At 69.0% G+C, this 16136-nt stretch carries 11 protein-coding genes; 5 read left to right on the top strand and 6 right to left on the bottom strand.

Features of this window, described 5'->3' with window-relative positions; genetic code table 11:
• Positions 1-89 precede the first annotated feature (89 nt).
• The 4 genes from glgX to H0W40_RS00995 all read left to right on the top strand — a co-directional run bounded on the left by glgX (position 90) and on the right by H0W40_RS00995 (position 10163).
• On the top strand, positions 90-2261 hold the full coding sequence (glgX, locus tag H0W40_RS01010; protein WP_292442161.1) for a glycogen debranching protein GlgX: 2172 nt from the start codon (positions 90-92) through the stop codon (positions 2259-2261).
• 10 nt (positions 2262-2271) lie between these two features.
• A complete protein-coding gene (gene treZ / locus H0W40_RS01005; protein WP_292442159.1) occupies positions 2272-4248 on the top strand; it encodes a malto-oligosyltrehalose trehalohydrolase in 1977 nt (658 codons plus the stop codon).
• Entirely contained in the window at positions 4245-9647 is a 5403-nt protein-coding gene (gene treY, locus H0W40_RS01000) for a malto-oligosyltrehalose synthase (protein WP_292442157.1), read from the top strand. The genes treZ and treY overlap by 4 nt, the downstream gene beginning before the upstream one ends.
• A gap of 99 nt (positions 9648-9746) precedes the next feature.
• Entirely contained in the window at positions 9747-10163 is a 417-nt protein-coding gene (locus tag H0W40_RS00995) for an EF-hand domain-containing protein (RefSeq protein ID WP_292442155.1), read from the top strand.
• Positions 10164-10196: 33 nt separating this feature from the next.
• Here H0W40_RS00995 and H0W40_RS00990 read toward each other — a convergent pair whose 3' ends face one another.
• The 4 genes from H0W40_RS00990 to H0W40_RS00975 are packed head-to-tail and all read right to left on the bottom strand — an operon-like array spanning position 10197 to position 12285.
• A complete protein-coding gene (locus H0W40_RS00990; protein ID WP_292442153.1) occupies positions 10197-10904 on the bottom strand; it encodes an MIP/aquaporin family protein in 708 nt (235 codons plus the stop codon).
• A gap of 8 nt (positions 10905-10912) precedes the next feature.
• Positions 10913-11407: an arsenate reductase ArsC gene (locus H0W40_RS00985; RefSeq protein ID WP_292442151.1), complete on the bottom strand. Its 495-nt coding sequence runs from the start codon at positions 11405-11407 to the stop codon at positions 10913-10915.
• A gap of 40 nt (positions 11408-11447) precedes the next feature.
• The gene (locus tag H0W40_RS00980) at positions 11448-11942 is read right to left on the bottom strand and encodes an arsenate reductase ArsC (protein ID WP_292442150.1); all 495 of its coding nucleotides are present in this window, start codon (positions 11940-11942) and stop codon (positions 11448-11450) included.
• A 19-nt stretch (positions 11943-11961) separates the two neighbouring features.
• Complete coding sequence (locus tag H0W40_RS00975; protein ID WP_292442148.1) at positions 11962-12285, bottom strand: helix-turn-helix domain-containing protein; 324 nt, start codon at positions 12283-12285, stop codon at positions 11962-11964.
• Positions 12286-12455: 170 nt separating this feature from the next.
• Here H0W40_RS00975 and arsH point away from each other — a divergent pair, with 170 nt between their 5' ends.
• Positions 12456-13190, top strand: coding sequence for an arsenical resistance protein ArsH (gene arsH, locus H0W40_RS00970; RefSeq protein WP_292442171.1), 735 nt, complete (start codon positions 12456-12458; stop codon positions 13188-13190).
• Between the two features lie 90 nt (positions 13191-13280).
• On the opposite strand, the gene H0W40_RS00965 is transcribed toward arsH, so the two are convergent.
• Positions 13281-14624, bottom strand: coding sequence for a sigma-54 dependent transcriptional regulator (locus H0W40_RS00965; protein ID WP_292442146.1), 1344 nt, complete (start codon positions 14622-14624; stop codon positions 13281-13283).
• Positions 14621-16132, bottom strand: coding sequence for a HAMP domain-containing sensor histidine kinase (locus tag H0W40_RS00960; RefSeq protein ID WP_292442144.1), 1512 nt, complete (start codon positions 16130-16132; stop codon positions 14621-14623). The genes H0W40_RS00965 and H0W40_RS00960 overlap by 4 nt, the downstream gene beginning before the upstream one ends.
• Positions 16133-16136: the final 4 nt, after the last annotated feature.

Raw genomic sequence — 16136 nt, 5'->3', positions numbered from 1 at the left:
CCCCCCCCCCGCCGCACCGAAGCGAAGCCTGCCGCCCGCCCGCGGCTTTGCACGCACAGAAAAACACGCGTAACTCAGCAGTCCCTGATATGTCAACCAACTTCCCCACCAAGCTCGACCCCGGCACCGCCTACCCCCTCGGCGCCACCCCCGACGGCAACGGCGTCAATTTCGCCGTGTTCTCAGCCAACGCATCGAGCATCGAGCTCTGCCTGTTCGACGCCGCTGGCCGCAGGGAGGTAGCGCGTTTGCCGCTGCCCGAATGCACCGACGGCATCTGGCACGGCTACCTGCCCGACGCCGGTGCCGGCCTGCTGTACGGCTACCGCGCCTACGGCCCGTACGAGCCCCATCACGGCCACCGCTTCAATCACCACAAGCTGCTGCTCGATCCCTATGCGCGTCAACTCTTCGGCTCCATCCGATGGACCGACGCCCTGTACGGCTACCGCCTCCATTCGCCGCGAGCCGACCTGAGCTTCGACCGGCGCGATAGCGCTCAGGCCATGCCCAAAGCGGTGGTCGTCGATGCTGCGTTCAACTGGCGCAGCGAGCGCCGGCCGAACACGCCCTTTGCCGAAACGGTGATCTATGAAGCGCATGTTCGCGGGATGACCATGGGCAACGAGAAGATCCGCACCGACCAGCGCGGCAGCTTCGCCGCCTTGGCCGATCCGTCGGTGATCGATCACCTGCATCGCTTGGGCGTCACTGCCCTCGAGTTGCTTCCCGTGCACGCTTTCGTGCAGGATCGCCGGCTGGTCGAGAAGAAGCTGCGCAACTACTGGGGCTACAACACGCTGTCTTACTTTGCGCCGGAGCCACGCTACCTCGCCAGCGGCCAGCTCGACGAGATGCGCAACGCCATCCGCCGCCTGCATGCGGCGGGCATCGAGGTGATCCTCGACGTGGTCTACAACCACACCGCCGAGGAAAGCGAACTCGGCCCCACGCTCTCGTTCCGCGGGCTAGACAACGCCAGCTACTACCGCCTGCAGGCCGACAACCCGCGCCACTGCATCAACGACACCGGCTGCGGCAACACCGTCAACATGTCGCATCCACGCGTGATCCAGATGGTGATGGACTCGCTGCGCTACTGGGTCGACGAGTTTCACGTCGACGGATTCCGCTTCGACCTCGGCGTCACGCTGGGCCGCGAGGTGGGCGGCTTCGATCCGGGCAGCGGCTTCTTCGACGCGATCGGCCAGGACCCGACGCTCGCACGCGTGAAGCTCATCGCCGAGCCCTGGGACCTCGGCCCCGGCGGCTACCAGATCGGCAACCACCCGGCGGGCTTTGCCGAATGGAACGGTCGCTTCCGCGACGACGTGCGCCGCTTCTGGCGCGGCAACGCCGGCCTGCGCGGGGCGCTCGCCGCGCGCCTGTACGGCTCGGCCGACATGTTCAACCACGACCGCCGCCGGCCCTGGGCGTCCCTGAACTTCATCACCGCACACGACGGCTTCCCCTTGCACGACCTGGTGCGCTACAACGAAAAGCAAAATGAGGCCAACGGCGAGGACAACCGCGACGGCTCCGACCACGACGACAGCTTCAACTGGGGCGTCGAAGGGCCGAGCGAGTACGAGGGCATCGAAGCGGTGCGCGGCAAGGTGGTGCGCGCCATGCTCGCGACGCTGATGTTCTCCAATGGCACGCCCATGCTGCTCGGCGGCGACGAGTTCGGCCGCACGCAACAAGGCAACAACAACGCCTACTGCCAGGACAACGAGCTGTCGTGGCTCGACTGGGATTTGCTGCGAAGCGAGAAAGGGCAGGCGCTGATCGACTTCACCGCCCGCCTCATCGAAGCGCGTCAGCACAATCCCACCCTGCGCGCTGCCAACTATCTCCACGATCAGCGTGAACTCGGCGCGGGCATTCGCGAGCTGAGCTGGCTCAACGAGCATGGCGAGCCCATGCAGCAAAGCGAGTGGGACCACCCCGAGGGTCGGCTGATCGCGCTGCGCCGCGCGCGCACCAGTGACGAGGGCTACATCAACCTGTCGCTCGTGCTCATCAATGGCGCGGCCGAGCCACAAGTGTTTCGTGTGTCGCCAGGCGACGCGGCCTGGCAGATCGTGATCGACAGCGCGCATCCCGGCAAGGCCCCGATGCCGCTCGAGGACGACAGCGTCGAGATCGAAGCGCACAGCGTGGTATTGCTCACCACCGCCGGCTATGCGCCGGCCGAAGAGCGGCCCGAACCCATGCCCGACGACGAGCCTGTCGAGACCCGGCCGGCGCCACTGGACTGAGAACACGCCGATGAGCTCCCAACACCACCACCGCTTCGATTTCGGCGCTCAGTTGAGCGACGATGGAGGCCACACCCGTTTTCGACTGTGGGCGCCGAGCAGCGCCGCGGTGATGCTCGCGATCGAGCCGGCCGGCGACGTGCCCTCCGGTGATCTGAAGCACGCCTTGCCGATGCGCCGCACCGAGGGCGGCTGGTTCGAGCTCGAGGTCGAATGCGGCGCGGGCACGCGCTATCGCTACTGCGTGGGGGGCAAGAGCAACGGCGAGGGCGGCGACGAAAAGGTCGGCTCCCCGGTCGGTGAACCGGACCCATCCACCTTCACCGCCGTTCCCGACCCGGCCTCGCGCCTGCAAGCCGGCGACGTTCACGACGCCAGCTTGGTGGTCGATCCGCAGGCCTATGAATGGCAGCACACCGACTGGTCCGGCCGGCCCTGGCTCGAGACTGTGCTCTACGAACTGCACGTCGGCGCGCTCGGCGGCTACGCCGGCGTGCAGGCCCGCCTGCCGGCGCTCGCTGCACTGGGCATCACCGCCATCGAGCTGATGCCGCTGAATGACTTTCCCGGCGCGCGCAACTGGGGCTACGACGGCGTGCTGCCCTTCGCGCCCGATGCCGCCTATGGCACGCCCGAGGAACTCAAGTCGCTGATCGACGCCGCTCACGGCCTGGGCCTGATGGTCTTCCTCGATGTCGTCTACAACCACTTCGGCCCGGACGGCAACTACCTCGGCCTGTACGCCGAACCCTTCTTCACCGACGACGCGCACACGCCCTGGGGCCAGGCCATCGATTTCCGCCGGCCGGAGGTGAGCGAGTTCTTCATACACAACGCGCTGTACTGGCTGATGGAGTACCGCTTCGACGGGCTGCGCTTCGATGCCGTGCATGCCATTGCCGAGCAGGGCTGGCTGAAGACGCTGTCGCAGCGCGTGCGCGCCGCCGTGGAGCCGGGCCGCCATGTGCATCTGGTGCTCGAGCACGACGACAACGCTTCCCATCTGCTCGAGAGCCATTTCGATGCGCAGTGGAACGACGACGGCCACCACGTGCTGCACGTGCTGCTCACCGGCGAGCACGAAGGCTATTACGCCGACTACGCCGACGTCCCGGCCGAGCGGCTGGCCCGCGTGCTCGCGGAAGGCTTCGCCTACCAGGGCGACGCGTCGGCGCACCGCGGCGGCGAGGCGCGCGGCGAGCCCAGTGCGCAGTTGCGGCCGAGCGCCTTCGTGCTCTTCCTGCAGAACCACGATCAGATCGGCAACCGTGCCTTCGGCGATCGGCTCACGAAGCTCGCCGACCCCGGGGCGCTGCAGGCGGCAACCGCGCTGCTGTTGCTTGCGCCGCAGATTCCGCTGCTGTTCATGGGCGACGAATGGGCGGCGGCCGAGCCGTTTGTCTATTTCACCAGCCATCCCGACCCCGAGCTGGCCGCGGCGGTGCGCGAGGGCCGCCGACGCGAGTTCGAGCGCTTCGCCGCGTTCGCCGATCCGGCGCAGCGCGAGCGCATCCCCGACCCCAACGCGCCGGCGAGCTTCGAGCAGTCGTGTCCGCGCGAACCGGCCGAAGGCGGCGCTGCCGACGAAGCCCGGGCGCAGCGCGAGCGGGTGCGCGCGCTGCTCGCGCTGCGTCATGCACACATCGTGCCGCGGCTGGCGGGCGCTCGCAGCCTTGGTGCCCAGGCGATCGGCGAAGCGGCGGTGCAGGCGCGCTGGCGCATGGGCGACGGTGCGGAGCTGACGATCCGGCTCAATCTCGGTGCCGAGCCGGTCGATCTGGTGGCGCCGGGCGGCGAGGGCGACGAAGCGAGGTCGACCGTTGCGAAGGGCAACGAGGGCGTCGACAGTGCCACCCGATCGGCGCTCGGCGAACTGCTGTTCGAGACCGCCGCCGCCGGCCAACCACCGGCTCGCCAGCGGCTGCCGGCGCGCAGCATCGCCGTGTGGCTGAGCGGTGCAGCAGCAGCGGCGACCGAGGCGTCATGAGCGACACCGAGAGAGATCTCGCCCTCCTGCACGAACTGGCCGCCGCCGCCGGCATCGCGGTCGATTGGACCGATGCCCATGGCGCGCCCCGAACGGTCGCACCGCAAACTTTGCACGCGGTGCTCGATGCGCTCGATCTGCCGAATGCGAGCGCCGAGGAGCAGGCGCAGAGCTGCGTGCTGCTACGGGCCGAGCACGACAGCGCCGAGGCGCCGCCTTTGCTGGTAGCGAGCGTGGCCGAGCCCGTCGCGCTGGGGCGCTGGGCGGCGCAATGGGTCGGGCAGCCTTATCGCGTCGAGCTGGAAGCCGGCGGCGTGGTGGAAGGCCACATCGCCACCGCGGCGCAGGCCACCGACGCCGCTGTGCACAGCACCGATGGCGCACCCTCCGCGATTGGCTGTGTGCCGGCCATCGACCGAATCGGCTATCACCGTTTGACAGTCGGGCCGCTGAGCGTGACCGTGGCCGTCGCACCGCCGCGCTGCTACGGCGTAGCCGATGCAATGGCCGGACGCCATGCGGCAGAGCCGGGAGGCGTGGCGGCGGAGGACGATGTTGCATCTGCATCTGCATCTGCGACTGCGACTGCGACTGCGGATGCATCTGGGGCTGCCGAGCCCGCTGGCGGCAACACCCGCGCGGCGGCGACTGCCGGCTCGGCAGCGACCGCGAGCCGGCGTCCCTGGGCCTTGGCCGCCCAGCTCTACTCCCTGTGCCGCCCAGGCGATGGCGGGCTGGGCGACTTCACCGCGCTAGCCGAACTCGCCGAAGCGGCGGCGCGTCACGGTGCGGCCGGGTTGGCGATCAGCCCATTGCACGCCATGTTCTCCGCCGATCCCGGCCGCTACAGCCCTTACGGCCCGTCGAGCCGGCTGTTCTACAACGCGCTGCACGTGGACCCAGCGGCGTGCTTCGGCGCAGCCGCCTTGCGCAACGCGCTGCAGGCCCTGGAAGCCGAGGACGCCGGCCGAGACGAGACCGTGCAAGCCCGGCTCGAGCGCTTGGAGACCGCTGACCGGGTCGAGTGGCCCGAGGTCTCGCGTCTCAGGTTGCGCGTACTGCGCCGGCTTTTCGGCAGCGCTGCGTTCCGAGAATCGACCTCGCTTCAGGCCGCCTTCACGGCGTTTCGACGCGAGGGCGGCGAAGCGCTCGAGGACCACGCCCGCTTCGAGGCGCTGCACGCGCGCTTCGGCGTCGTGCCGGCAACGGCAACTGCGGACGCCAGCGATGGCAACAGCAACAGCAACAGCAACAGCAACAGCAACAGCAACAGCAACAGCAACAGCAACAGCAACAGCAACAGCAACAGCAACAGCAACGAGAACGGCGGAGGCGGAGGCGGAAGCGGAAGCGGAAGCGGAAGCGGCTGGCGATCCTGGCCGGTCGAATTCCAGGACCCCCGCTCACCGGCCGTGCAGTCCTACGCCGAAGCGCATGCCGACGAAGTCCGCTTCCATGCCTTCCTGCAGTGGTTGGCCGCAACCGGCCTCGCCGACGCGCAAGCCCGCGCCCGCGCCGCCGGCATGCCGATCGGCCTGATCGCCGACTTGGCCGTCGGCGCCGACGGCGAGGGCAGTCAGAGCTGGAGCCGGCAGAGCGAGATGCTCAACGGCCTGTCGGTCGGCGCGCCGCCCGACGTGATCAACGTCCAGGGCCAGTCCTGGGGCCTGGCTGCGTTCTCGCCGCGTGCGATGGCGCGGCACGGCTACCGCGCCTGGATCGAAATGCTGCGCGCGGCCTTTCGCCATGCCGGCGGCGTGCGCATCGACCACGTGCTCGGCCTGGCGCGTCTGTGGCTGGTGCCGCACGGCCGGCCCGCCACCGAGGGCGCCTACCTGCGCCTGCCGATCGAGGATCTGCTGCGGCTGGTCGCGCTCGAATCCTGGCGCGAGCGCGCCGTCGTCATCGGCGAAGACCTCGGCACCGTGCCGGCCGAGTTCCCGGCGCGTCTGGCCGCAAGCGGGGTCCTGGGCATGCGCGTGCTGTGGTTCCAGCGCGAAGGCGAGCGCTTCGTGCCGCCCGAGCGCTGGGGCGAAGACGCCGTGGCGCTCAGCACCACGCACGACCTGCCGCCCATCGCCGGCTGGTGGCAGGGCCGCGACATCGACTGGCGAACGCAACTCGGGCTGTTGCCGCACGGCGCGAGCGAAGACGATGAGCGTGCGCAACGCGACCGCGACCGCGCCGCGCTGTGGCAAGCCCTGGGCGATGCGGGATGCGTCGATGCTCGCGCCGCCCAGCCGCCGATCGGAGAGCCCCCCGTCGCTGCGGTGCTCGGTTTCGTCGCGATGAGTTCGGCGCCGCTGGCCATCGTGCCGCTGGAAGACGCGCTCGGCCTGGTCGAGCAGCCCAATCTGCCCGGCACCACTGCTGTGCATCCCAACTGGCTGCAGCGCCTGAGCGTGCCGGTGGATCGCCTGCTCGACGCGCCGGAGGTCGAGGAAAGGCTCGCCGCCGTGACGCAGGCGCGCGAAGGGCCGGCGCCTGCAGCGCACAGCGAATTCATGGCCACCGCACCGCGCGCCACCGCGCGGCTGCAACTCCACGCCGGCTTCACGCTCGACGATGCGGCGCACTGGGTCGACTACCTCCACCGGCTCGGCATCAGCCATGTGTACACGTCGCCGCTGACTACCTCGCGCGTCGGCTCCACGCACGGCTACGACGTGGTCGACCCGACCCGCATCGACCCCGAGATCGGCGGGCGCCCCGCGCTGCGCCGCCTGATGGCGCGCTTGCGCGAACGGGGCATGGGCCTGGTGGCCGACATCGTTCCCAACCACATGGGCGTCGCCGGCCGCGAGAACGCCTGGTGGCAGGACGTGCTCGAGTGGGGCCGGGCCAGCCCTTACGCGCAGTGGTTCGACATCGACTGGGAGCCGGACGACCTGGCCTTGCACGGCAAGCTGCTCGCGCCCTATCTCGGCGAGCCGTATGGGGAGACGCTGACCCAGGGCGATCTGCAGTTGCGCTTCGATGAGGAGTGCGGGCGCTTCTGGTGCGCGTATCACGATCACCGCTTTCCGATTGCGCCGACTTCGCACGCGGACGTGCTCCGTGCATTGCCCCCTTTCCCTTTGGGAGAGGGCTGGAGTGAGGGCCGGCCCGACCCTGCTTCTGCGATGGCCCCTCGCCCAGCCTCTCCCCAGCGGGGAGAGGAGCCAACCCTGGGGTCACTCGTCGAGCGCTTCGAAGGCGTCTTGCCCGAGCCTGACGGCGACAACCTTGCGCGCTGGCAAGCCGCTTGCGCCGCGCTGGCTGCAGTCGCCGCGACCGACACCGGCCGCGCTCACATCGACGCCGTGCTCGCACGCCATTCGACGCAAACCGAGGAGGGCCGCAGCCGCCTGCACGCGCTGCTCGAACGCCAGCATTACCGCCTTGCCTGGTGGCGCTGTGCGGCCGACCAGATCAACTGGCGGCGCTTCTTCGAGGTGAGCGACCTCGCGGGGCTGGCCGTGGAACGCGAAGAGGTCTTCGAGGCCAGCCACTCGCTGGTCTTCGATCTCTACGCCGAAGGACTGATCGACGGCGTGCGCATCGACCACATCGACGGTCTGGCCGATCCCGAAGGCTATTGCCTGGCGCTGCGCCGCCGCTTGACCGCACTGCATCCGGGCCGGCCCGAGGCGCTGCGCGAAGGGCGGCCGTACATCGTCGTCGAGAAGATCCTGGCCGTCGGCGAAGCACTGCCCAAAGCCTGGCAGACCGACGGCACGAGCGGCTACGACTTCATGGACCAGGTGGGCGCGCTGCTCCATGAGCCCGCCGGCGCCGAGCCGCTGGCCGCTTTGTGGCGCGAGTTCAGCGGCCGCCCGTTCGATTTTCCCGAGGAAGCCCTGCAAGCCCGGCGGCAGATCCTGGCCGAGAACCTGGCCGCCGAACGCGAGGCTTGCGCGCGCGCCTTTCACCGGGTGGCCCGCGCCTCGCTCTCCACGCGCGACTGGGCGCTGACCTCGATCCGCCGCGTGCTTACCGAGCTGCTCGTGCACTTCTCCGTGTATCGCAGCTACCCCGGACCCGGCGGCCGATCCACCGCCGACCGGAAGTACCTGGCCCACGCGGCCGCCGGTGCGCGGGCCGCGCTGCGCAGCGCGGACCATGCCTTGCTGGAACAGCTCGCGCGTTGGCTGAACGAGGCGCCGTCGTCCGAGCTGCACCGCAAGGCGCTCACGCGCTTCGAACAGCTCAGCGCGCCGCTCACCGCCAAGTCGGTCGAGGACACTGCCTTCTACCGTTACGGCCGGCTGCTCTCGCGCAACGAGGTGGGCAGCGACCCGGCGCACTTCGCGCTCGGCGTCGACGCCTTTCACCGCCTGGGCCGGGAGCGTGCCGAGCAGTGGCCCGCCGCGATGCTCGCCACGGCCACGCACGATCACAAGCGCGGCGAGGACCTTCGCGCGCGGCTCGCGGTGCTGAGCGAACTGCCCGACGACTGGGTCGTCATCACGCGGCACTGGCGCGAACTCAATGCGTCCGCCGGACAGGTCATGGTGAGCGGCGCGCGGGCACCGAACGGCGGCCAGGAACTGATGCTTTATCAGATGCTCGTGGGCGCCTGGCCGCTCGGCCTGGACGCCGGTGACCGCGAAGGGCTGGCCGCCTTCGCCGAGCGCATCGCCGCCTGGCAGACCAAGGCGCTGCGCGAGGCCAAGCAGGTCACCGGCTGGACGGCGCCCGACGAGGCCTACGAGTCGGCCTGCCGGCGCTTCCTGTTCGCGATCCTCGGCCTCGAAGAGCCGGCCCCGGCGAGCGAAGAATTCGTCGCCACCCTTGCTGGTTTCGTCGAGCGCATCGCGCCGACCGGTGCGCTGGGCGGCTTGGCGCAGTGTCTGCTGCGCCTGACGGTGCCTGGCGTGCCCGATCTCTACCAGGGCTGCGAGTGGTGGGACTTCAGCCTGGTCGATCCCGACAACCGTGCGCCGGTCGATTACGCCGCGCGCAGTGCAGCGCTTGCGCAGCAGGCGCCTCTCGCCGCGCTGATTTCCCGGTGGCGTGACGGGCACATCAAGCAGGCCTCGATCCGGCGCGCCTTGCAGCTCCGCAGCGAGAAGGCGGCGCTTTTTGCCGGCGGCGATTACCAGCCCCTCGGCATCGAAGGGCCGCTGGCCGGGCACGCCATTGCCTTCGCGCGCGGCCTCGGCGATGACTGCATCGTCGCGGTGGCCAGCCTGCGCGCGGCGCGTTTGCTCTCCACCGGCAGCACACCCTGCATCCCCGCCGAGGCCTGGGCCGACACGGCCCTGGTGCTGCCGCAGAAGCTTGTCGGGGCGCCTCGCGTGGTCGATGTGCTGACGGGCAAGGCATTCCGCGGCGATCAGGGTCCGCTCCGCCTGCGCGAACTGCTTGCAGAACTGCCGATTGCCCTGCTCGTCGCAAGCTCCACCCAGTTCGGGTAGAACGGGTCGCTGCCGTCATCGCTGCACTCGCCATTCGCGCTTGCTTCGGTGACAAACGCCTCCGCATTCCCACTCTCGTTACCCTTTCAGGAGATTCACATGAAGAACACTTTTGCCTGCCTCGTGCTCTGCGCCGCCAGCACCGCCGCCTTCGCTGCCGACATGGCCGACATGAAGCTGACCGCCGCCCAGATCGATGCCGCCTTCAAGGTCGCCAATCCCGACAACGACGGCACCGTCGACATGAAGGAGGCCACGAAGTTCGGCATCACCAAGAAGGCGTTCGAGGCGGCGAATCCCGACAAGGACGGCACGCTCGACAAGAAGGAATTCGCGGCCGCAATTGCTCACCAGTTCAAGCAGGCCAACCCGGACAACGACGGCACGCTCGACCCCAAGGAAGCGAAGGCGGCCGGCATCAAGAGCCAGAAGGTGTTCGAAGCGGCCAACCCCGACAAGGACGGCACGCTCGACATCGCCGAGTACCTCGTCGCCCTGACGAATCAGGCCAAGTAAACCGCGGTTGCGCCTTGGGTGGGGGAGGTTGCTTCAGCGCGCAACCGTCGGCTTGCCCGAAGACTCGATCACGTTCGGATGATCGGCCAGCGGCCGGCGCGGCTCCAGCGCCTGATGCAGTGCCAGGCCGATGGCGGCGCCCACGAATTCGGCTGCGACGAAGCCCGGCGCGCTGACCGGCGCGATGCCGGCGAAGCTGTCGCTGAACATGCGGCCGAACACCGCCGCCGGGTTGGCGAACGAGGTCGAGGCGGTGAACCAGTAGGCCGCGCCGATGTAGCTTGCCACCATGACCGGCGCGCGGCCGGCCGGCGCCCGCAGGATCACGAGCAGCAGCCCGGCGGTGGCGACCGCCTCGGCGATCCACTGGCCGTTGCCGCTGCGCAGCTTGCTCGAGAACTGCAGGATCTGCATGTCGAACATCGCATGCGCCAGCCAGGCGCCCAGCACCGCGCCACCGAGCTGCGCCAAGGTATAGGGCACCAGGGCGGAACGCGGCAACTCGCCACGCCACGCCATCACGGCGCTGACCGCCGGGTTGAAATGCGCACCGCTCACGGGGCCCAGTGCCTCGATCAGGATGTAAAGGCCGCCAACGGTTGCCAGCGCATTGGCCAGCAGCGCAAGGGCGACGTTGCCCCCGGCCAGCCGCTCGGCCATGACGCCAGAGCCGATCACGACCACGAGCAGCAAGGCAGTGCCGAGCGCTTCGGCCAAAAGCCGGCGAGAGAGCTCCTGCATCGCGCGCCTCAGCTCGCCGAAACGGCGACCAGCGCCTGCTTCAGCGCCGCATCGTCCAAGCGCTCCAGCGGCAGCCGCAGCAGTTGCAGCATGCGGTAGCCGAGCGCCTGGCGGGTGAGTTCGAAGGCATTGCGCCGCGCGACCTCATCCCCCGGCGCATTGGACGGGTCCGGATACCCCCAGTGCGCCTGCACCGGACCGCCGGGCCAGTAGGGGCAGGTTTCCTGCGCCGCGCTGTCGCACACGGTGATCACGATGCGCATGGTCGGTGCGTCAGCCACTGCGAATTCGTCCCAGCTCTTGCTGCGGTACCCGCCGGTCGCGATACCCGCCGTTTGCAGCGCCTCGATCGCCAAGGGATTGATGCGCCCGCTCGGCGCACTGCCTGCACTGAAGGCTCGCACGTCCCGGTCCAGCCGCTCGGCCAGATGGTTGAGCATCGCCTCGGCCAGCACGCTGCGCGCCGAGTTGTGGGTGCAAAGGATGAGGACGTTGGTGGTCATGGGTGTGTGGGGAGATCGAGCATCTGGGGGCAGCGAAAATTCAGCGCGTGCCGATCTCGCGCACCTCGCGCCGGATCGCCATGGTGTCGAGCTTGTCCAGCGGCAGCGCCAGCATCAGCTCGATGCGCCGCTTGAGCGTGACGGCGGTTTCCATGAAGACCTTCGCTTTCTCGGCGTCGCTGCCCTCGAAGGCCGCCGGATCGCGCACGCCCCAGTGCGCCGTCACCGGCTGCCCCGGCCACACCGGGCAGACCTCGCCCGCCGCGTTGTCGCAGACGGTGAAGACGAAGTCGAGCGCAGGTGCTTCGGGGCCGGCGAACTCTTCCCAGCTCTTGCTGCGGTAACCCTCGGTGGGCAGGCGCAGATCGCGCAAGGTCGAAAGGGCGAAGGGGTTGACCGTGCCGCTGGGCCGGCTGCCGGCCGAGTGCGCGACGAAGCCGCCGCGGCCGGCGTTGTTCATCAGGCCCTCGGCCAGGATCGAACGCGCCGAGTTGCCGGTGCAAACGAACAGCACCTGATACGTCTTCTCGTTCATGGCGACTCCTTGTGATGGTTCAGCAGTTCGTGCAACCCGCGTCCTCGACCTCGCACGGCTGGCCTTCGCAGCAATGCGCCGTGAGGTAGCCGAGCAGGGCGTTCATGCGCCCGAAGGCCGCGCGGTAGATCAGGTGACGGCCGTCGCGCTCCTGCGAAATCAGGCCGGCGTGCGTCAGTTCCTTGAGGTGAAAGGACAGCGTAGTTGCCGCCACGTCCAGTTCTTCGGACATCGCCCCGGGCGTGAGCCCTTCGGGGCCCGCGACCACCAGCGAGCGGAACACCCGCAGGCGCGAAGGTTGTGCGAGCGCGGCCAAGGACTTGACGACATCGTGTTCTTCCATGATTCGATAATATTGGAAGCATTGGATACCGGCAAGAGCCGATATTCACTTCTCACGGAAGTGCCGGGCCTATGCTCGGCGCCGACCTCCTTCAAGACCGAGTCCCCGAGATCCCCGACGTGCCCACTTCTCACCCGCCCCTCAGTCTGGCCGCGACCGCTGAATCGCCCTTGCCCGACGCCGCGAGCCCGAACCTCGCCGAGCTTCCTCAACTCGCCGCGGAGTGCTTCGACGCGCCGTCGAACGAGCGGCTCGCCGCTGCCGCCAGCTCGACCCACGCGCCGCGCTTCCTGCTGCTCTACGGCTCCCTGCGCGAGCGCTCCTACAGCCGCCTGCTCACCTTCGAGGCCGCCCGGCTGCTGCAGGCGATGGGCGGCGAGACGCGCATCTTCGATCCCGCTGGCCTGCCGCTGCCCGACGCCGCGCCTGACAGCCACCCCAAGGTGCAGGAGTTGCGCGAAGCCGCACTCTGGGCCGAGGGCATGGTCTGGTGCTCGCCGGAGCGGCACGGCGCCATGACCGGCATCCTGAAAGCGCAGATCGACTGGATCCCGCTGGCGCTCGGTGCAGTGCGCCCGACCCAGGGCAAGACGCTGGCGGTGATGGAGGTCTCGGGCGGCTCGCAGTCCTTCAATGCCGTCAACCAGATGCGCGTGCTCGGCCGCTGGATGCGCATGATCACCATCCCCAACCAGTCGTCGGTCGCCAAGGCCTTCCTCGAGTTCGACGAGGCCGGGCGCATGAAGCCCTCGGCCTACTACGAGCGCGTGGTCGACGTGATGGAGGAACTGTTCAAGTTCACGCTGCTCACGCGAGACGTCAGCCCGTACCTGGTCGATCGGTACAGCGAACGCAAGGAAAGCGCCGACGAACTGTCGAGACGTGTGAATCAACGAGCCATCTGAGCGTTTTCATGGATTTGCGTGGCTCGATGGCTCACCACCTGGAGTCAAGCCGGCACGGGAGCCGCGGCCGGCTCGATGCGGCATTCGGGCTCACACCTCCGCCCTGTGATCCTGGCGGTCGATTCCGTAGCGGCGCATCTTTTCCCACAGCGTCTTGCGGCTGATGCCGAGCCGCGTCGCCGCCTCCGTCACCAAGCCCTTGTGTTCCCGGAGCACAGCGATGACGAAGGCCCGCTCGGCGGTTTCCATGTGTTCGTTGAGCGATCCGCCAACACGGCCCGCCGGCGACTGCGCAGCCGAACCGGGAGCCGCAGGAAACAGGTCCGCAGCTTGGAGCACCGGCCCCGCCCCCAGCGCGAGCGCGCGGCGCAGCACATGGTTGAGCTCGCGAACATTGCCCGGCCAGCCGTGAGTAAACAGGGCCTGCTGCGCCTCGAGCGTCAGTCGGCAGCTCGGCCGCGTGTTGCTGCTTCCCAGCTCGGCCAGCATGCGGTCGGCGAGCCAGACGATGTCCTCGCGGCGCTCCCTGAGCGGGGGCGCTGCCACGGTGATCACGTTGATGCGGTAGTACAGGTCCTCGCGGAACAGGCCCGCGCGCACCATGGCCGGCAGGTCGCGGTGCGTCGCGCACACGAGCCGGAAATCGACCGGCGTCGCCGACTCGGCCCCGATGCGCGTGACCTTGCGTTCCTGCAGCACGCGCAGCAAGCGCGACTGCATGCCCAGCGGCATGTCGCCGATCTCGTCGAGGAAGAGGGTGCCGCCGTTGGCCTGCTCGATCAGACCCCGGTGCGCGCGCGCCGCGCCGGTGAAGGCGCCACGCACATAGCCGAACAGCTCGGCTTCGATCAGCGCCTCGGGAATCCCCGCGCAATTGACCGCGACCCATTCGCCCGTGCGGTGCTTGCCGCCCTTGCGGTGCAGCAGCGCGGCGATCACTTCCTTGCCCACACCGGATTCGCCCGAAATGAGGACGGATTCGACGCTCTCGGCCAGGCGATCCGTGAGCGCCTCGATCTTGCGCATGGAGGGTGAAATGCCGAGCAGCGGCTCGTCACGGCCGGCCGGCGCCGCGGCGCAAAAGCCGTGCACGCGCGCCATGAGCTGATCGAGATCGAAAGGCTTGGTGACGAAGTCCACCGCGCCGGCCTTGAGCAGGCCGACGGCTTCGTCGATGCTGCCGAATCCGGTCATGAAGACGAAGGGCGGGCGCTTCGCGGCATCGAGCGCTTCGAAGATCGCCGCGCCCGACATGTCGGGCAGGCGCAGGTCGCAGATCGCCAGCGCGTAGCGGCGCCTCTCCAGCGCGAGCAAAGCCTCGCGGCCCGTCTTGAACCAGTCGGCCGGGAGCCCCTCGATGCGAAAACGTTCGCACAGGGTTTCGCCGAGCAACTCGTCGTCTTCGACCAGGCAGATCTTGTTCGTTGCGCTCATGCGGAGAGTTCGGGCGAAAAGGTGGAGCGGTTGCTTGCGCCGGGCAGCGGCTGCAGCGGGATGCGGACTTCGAAGACCGTTGTGCCGGGGTCGGCCGATAGCGTGATGCGTCCGCCCATGGAGCTCACCAGCTGATGACTCGCCCACAGCCCGAGGCCATGGCCTTCACCGCCGACCACGGGCTCGAACGGGCGCGCGCGCCGGGGCGGTGGGAACTCCTGTCCGTCGTTTGCCACCCGCAACACGAGCTCGTGATCGGTGGTGGTGGCCGTGAAGGCGATCCACGCCTCGCTGGCCTGCACTGCATTGAGCAGCAGGTTGAGAACGACTTGGCGCACCGGTGCGGCCGGCACGGCCAAGTCGCCTTCGACGGGGTAGCTCCAGTCGAGCCGGAGTTGCTTGCGCTGAGCCTGCGGATGCACGAGGACGCGGAGGTCCTCGATGTCCGCCGGCGAGAGCGGTCGCGCATTGGTCTTCGTTTCGATCAGCAGCGCCGAGAGCGTCTGTCGAATCTGCTCGAGCCCGCGCTCCAGCAAGGCGACCGTGCGTGGCAAGAGCTTCGGGTCCTTGCGCAGATTGCTCAGCGCATTGAGCATGCCGGCCAGCGGGTTGTTGATCTCGTGCGCGACGCCCGAGGTCATGCGGCCGATCGCCGCGAGCCGGTCGGCCGCCACGAACTGCTGCTGCAGTTGCTCCTTCTCGCGCAATTGCTCCTGCAGCAGCGACATCGAGTGTTCGAGCCGCGCGAGTTCGCTTGCGGGCGCCGGCGGCGGTGGCGTGCCTGCGGCGGAGATACCCGCGTAAGCCGTCGATTTGTGCGCCGCCTCCTCACCCAGCCGGTAGAGCGCGTCGGTCACCCGCGCGACCGGGCTCGCCAGGCGGTGGCCCACCCACCAGCCGAGCGGAATCAACAGCACGACCAGCCCGAGCGTGATGCCGGCCAGGGTGGCGATCGTGTCGCGATAGCGCTGCGCGAAGACGGCGTGCGAGTAGCTCATGAGCAGCGTGCCGATGGGTTCCTGGTCGGCCGACAGCAGCGGCAGCTTGACGACGGCATAGGCATCGGCCCCGCTGCGGGTCTCCGCCAGCACCGCCTCGTCCCGCTTCGTTTTCAAGGCGGCCGCCTGCTGCAACGGCGCGCTGAGTCCAGCCAGCGGCGAGCCGACGCCGAAGCGAAGCGGATCGGACGACACGAACACGGCGTTGCCGCGGTCCAGCACAACCACGTCGCAGCGTTGTGGCCCGCCCTCCACGGCAGCGACGGCGCGCACGGCTTCGAAGGCTTCCCAGACATCGTCGCGCGCGATGTGCACGACCAGGCCGCGGGCGAGCGACTGAGCCACGGTGCCCGCGTGGTCGTGCAGGTCCTCGCGCAGCCAGTGGCGCGCCGACAGCGCGATGGCCACCGAGATCGCCAGGGCGGTGAGCACCGAAATGGCGGTGATCAGCAGCGGCACCTTGGCCCGGTAACTCCAGGTGCGCGGGTTCCAGGCCTGCGGGATGCGCATGGCC

The sequence above is a fragment of the Methylibium sp. genome (assembly GCF_013817345.1).
In the GTDB taxonomy this organism is placed as follows: Bacteria; Pseudomonadota; Gammaproteobacteria; order Burkholderiales; family Burkholderiaceae_C; genus Methylibium.
Note: the sequence above shows the minus strand (reverse complement) of the source record. Positions and strands in the feature narration are given on the sequence as shown.

Coding starts and splice junctions, on each gene's coding strand:
- glgX (WP_292442161.1), top strand. CDS start 90: ATGTCAACCAACTTCCCCACCAAGCTCGACCCCGGCACCGCCTACCCC.
- treZ (WP_292442159.1), top strand. CDS start 2,272: ATGAGCTCCCAACACCACCACCGCTTCGATTTCGGCGCTCAGTTGAGC.
- treY (WP_292442157.1), top strand. CDS start 4,245: ATGAGCGACACCGAGAGAGATCTCGCCCTCCTGCACGAACTGGCCGCC.
- H0W40_RS00995 (WP_292442155.1), top strand. CDS start 9,747: ATGAAGAACACTTTTGCCTGCCTCGTGCTCTGCGCCGCCAGCACCGCC.
- H0W40_RS00990 (WP_292442153.1), bottom strand. CDS start 10,904: ATGCAGGAGCTCTCTCGCCGGCTTTTGGCCGAAGCGCTCGGCACTGCC.
- H0W40_RS00985 (WP_292442151.1), bottom strand. CDS start 11,407: ATGACCACCAACGTCCTCATCCTTTGCACCCACAACTCGGCGCGCAGC.
- H0W40_RS00980 (WP_292442150.1), bottom strand. CDS start 11,942: ATGAACGAGAAGACGTATCAGGTGCTGTTCGTTTGCACCGGCAACTCG.
- H0W40_RS00975 (WP_292442148.1), bottom strand. CDS start 12,285: ATGGAAGAACACGATGTCGTCAAGTCCTTGGCCGCGCTCGCACAACCT.
- H0W40_RS00965 (WP_292442146.1), bottom strand. CDS start 14,624: ATGAGCGCAACGAACAAGATCTGCCTGGTCGAAGACGACGAGTTGCTC.
- H0W40_RS00960 (WP_292442144.1), bottom strand. CDS start 16,132: ATGCGCATCCCGCAGGCCTGGAACCCGCGCACCTGGAGTTACCGGGCC.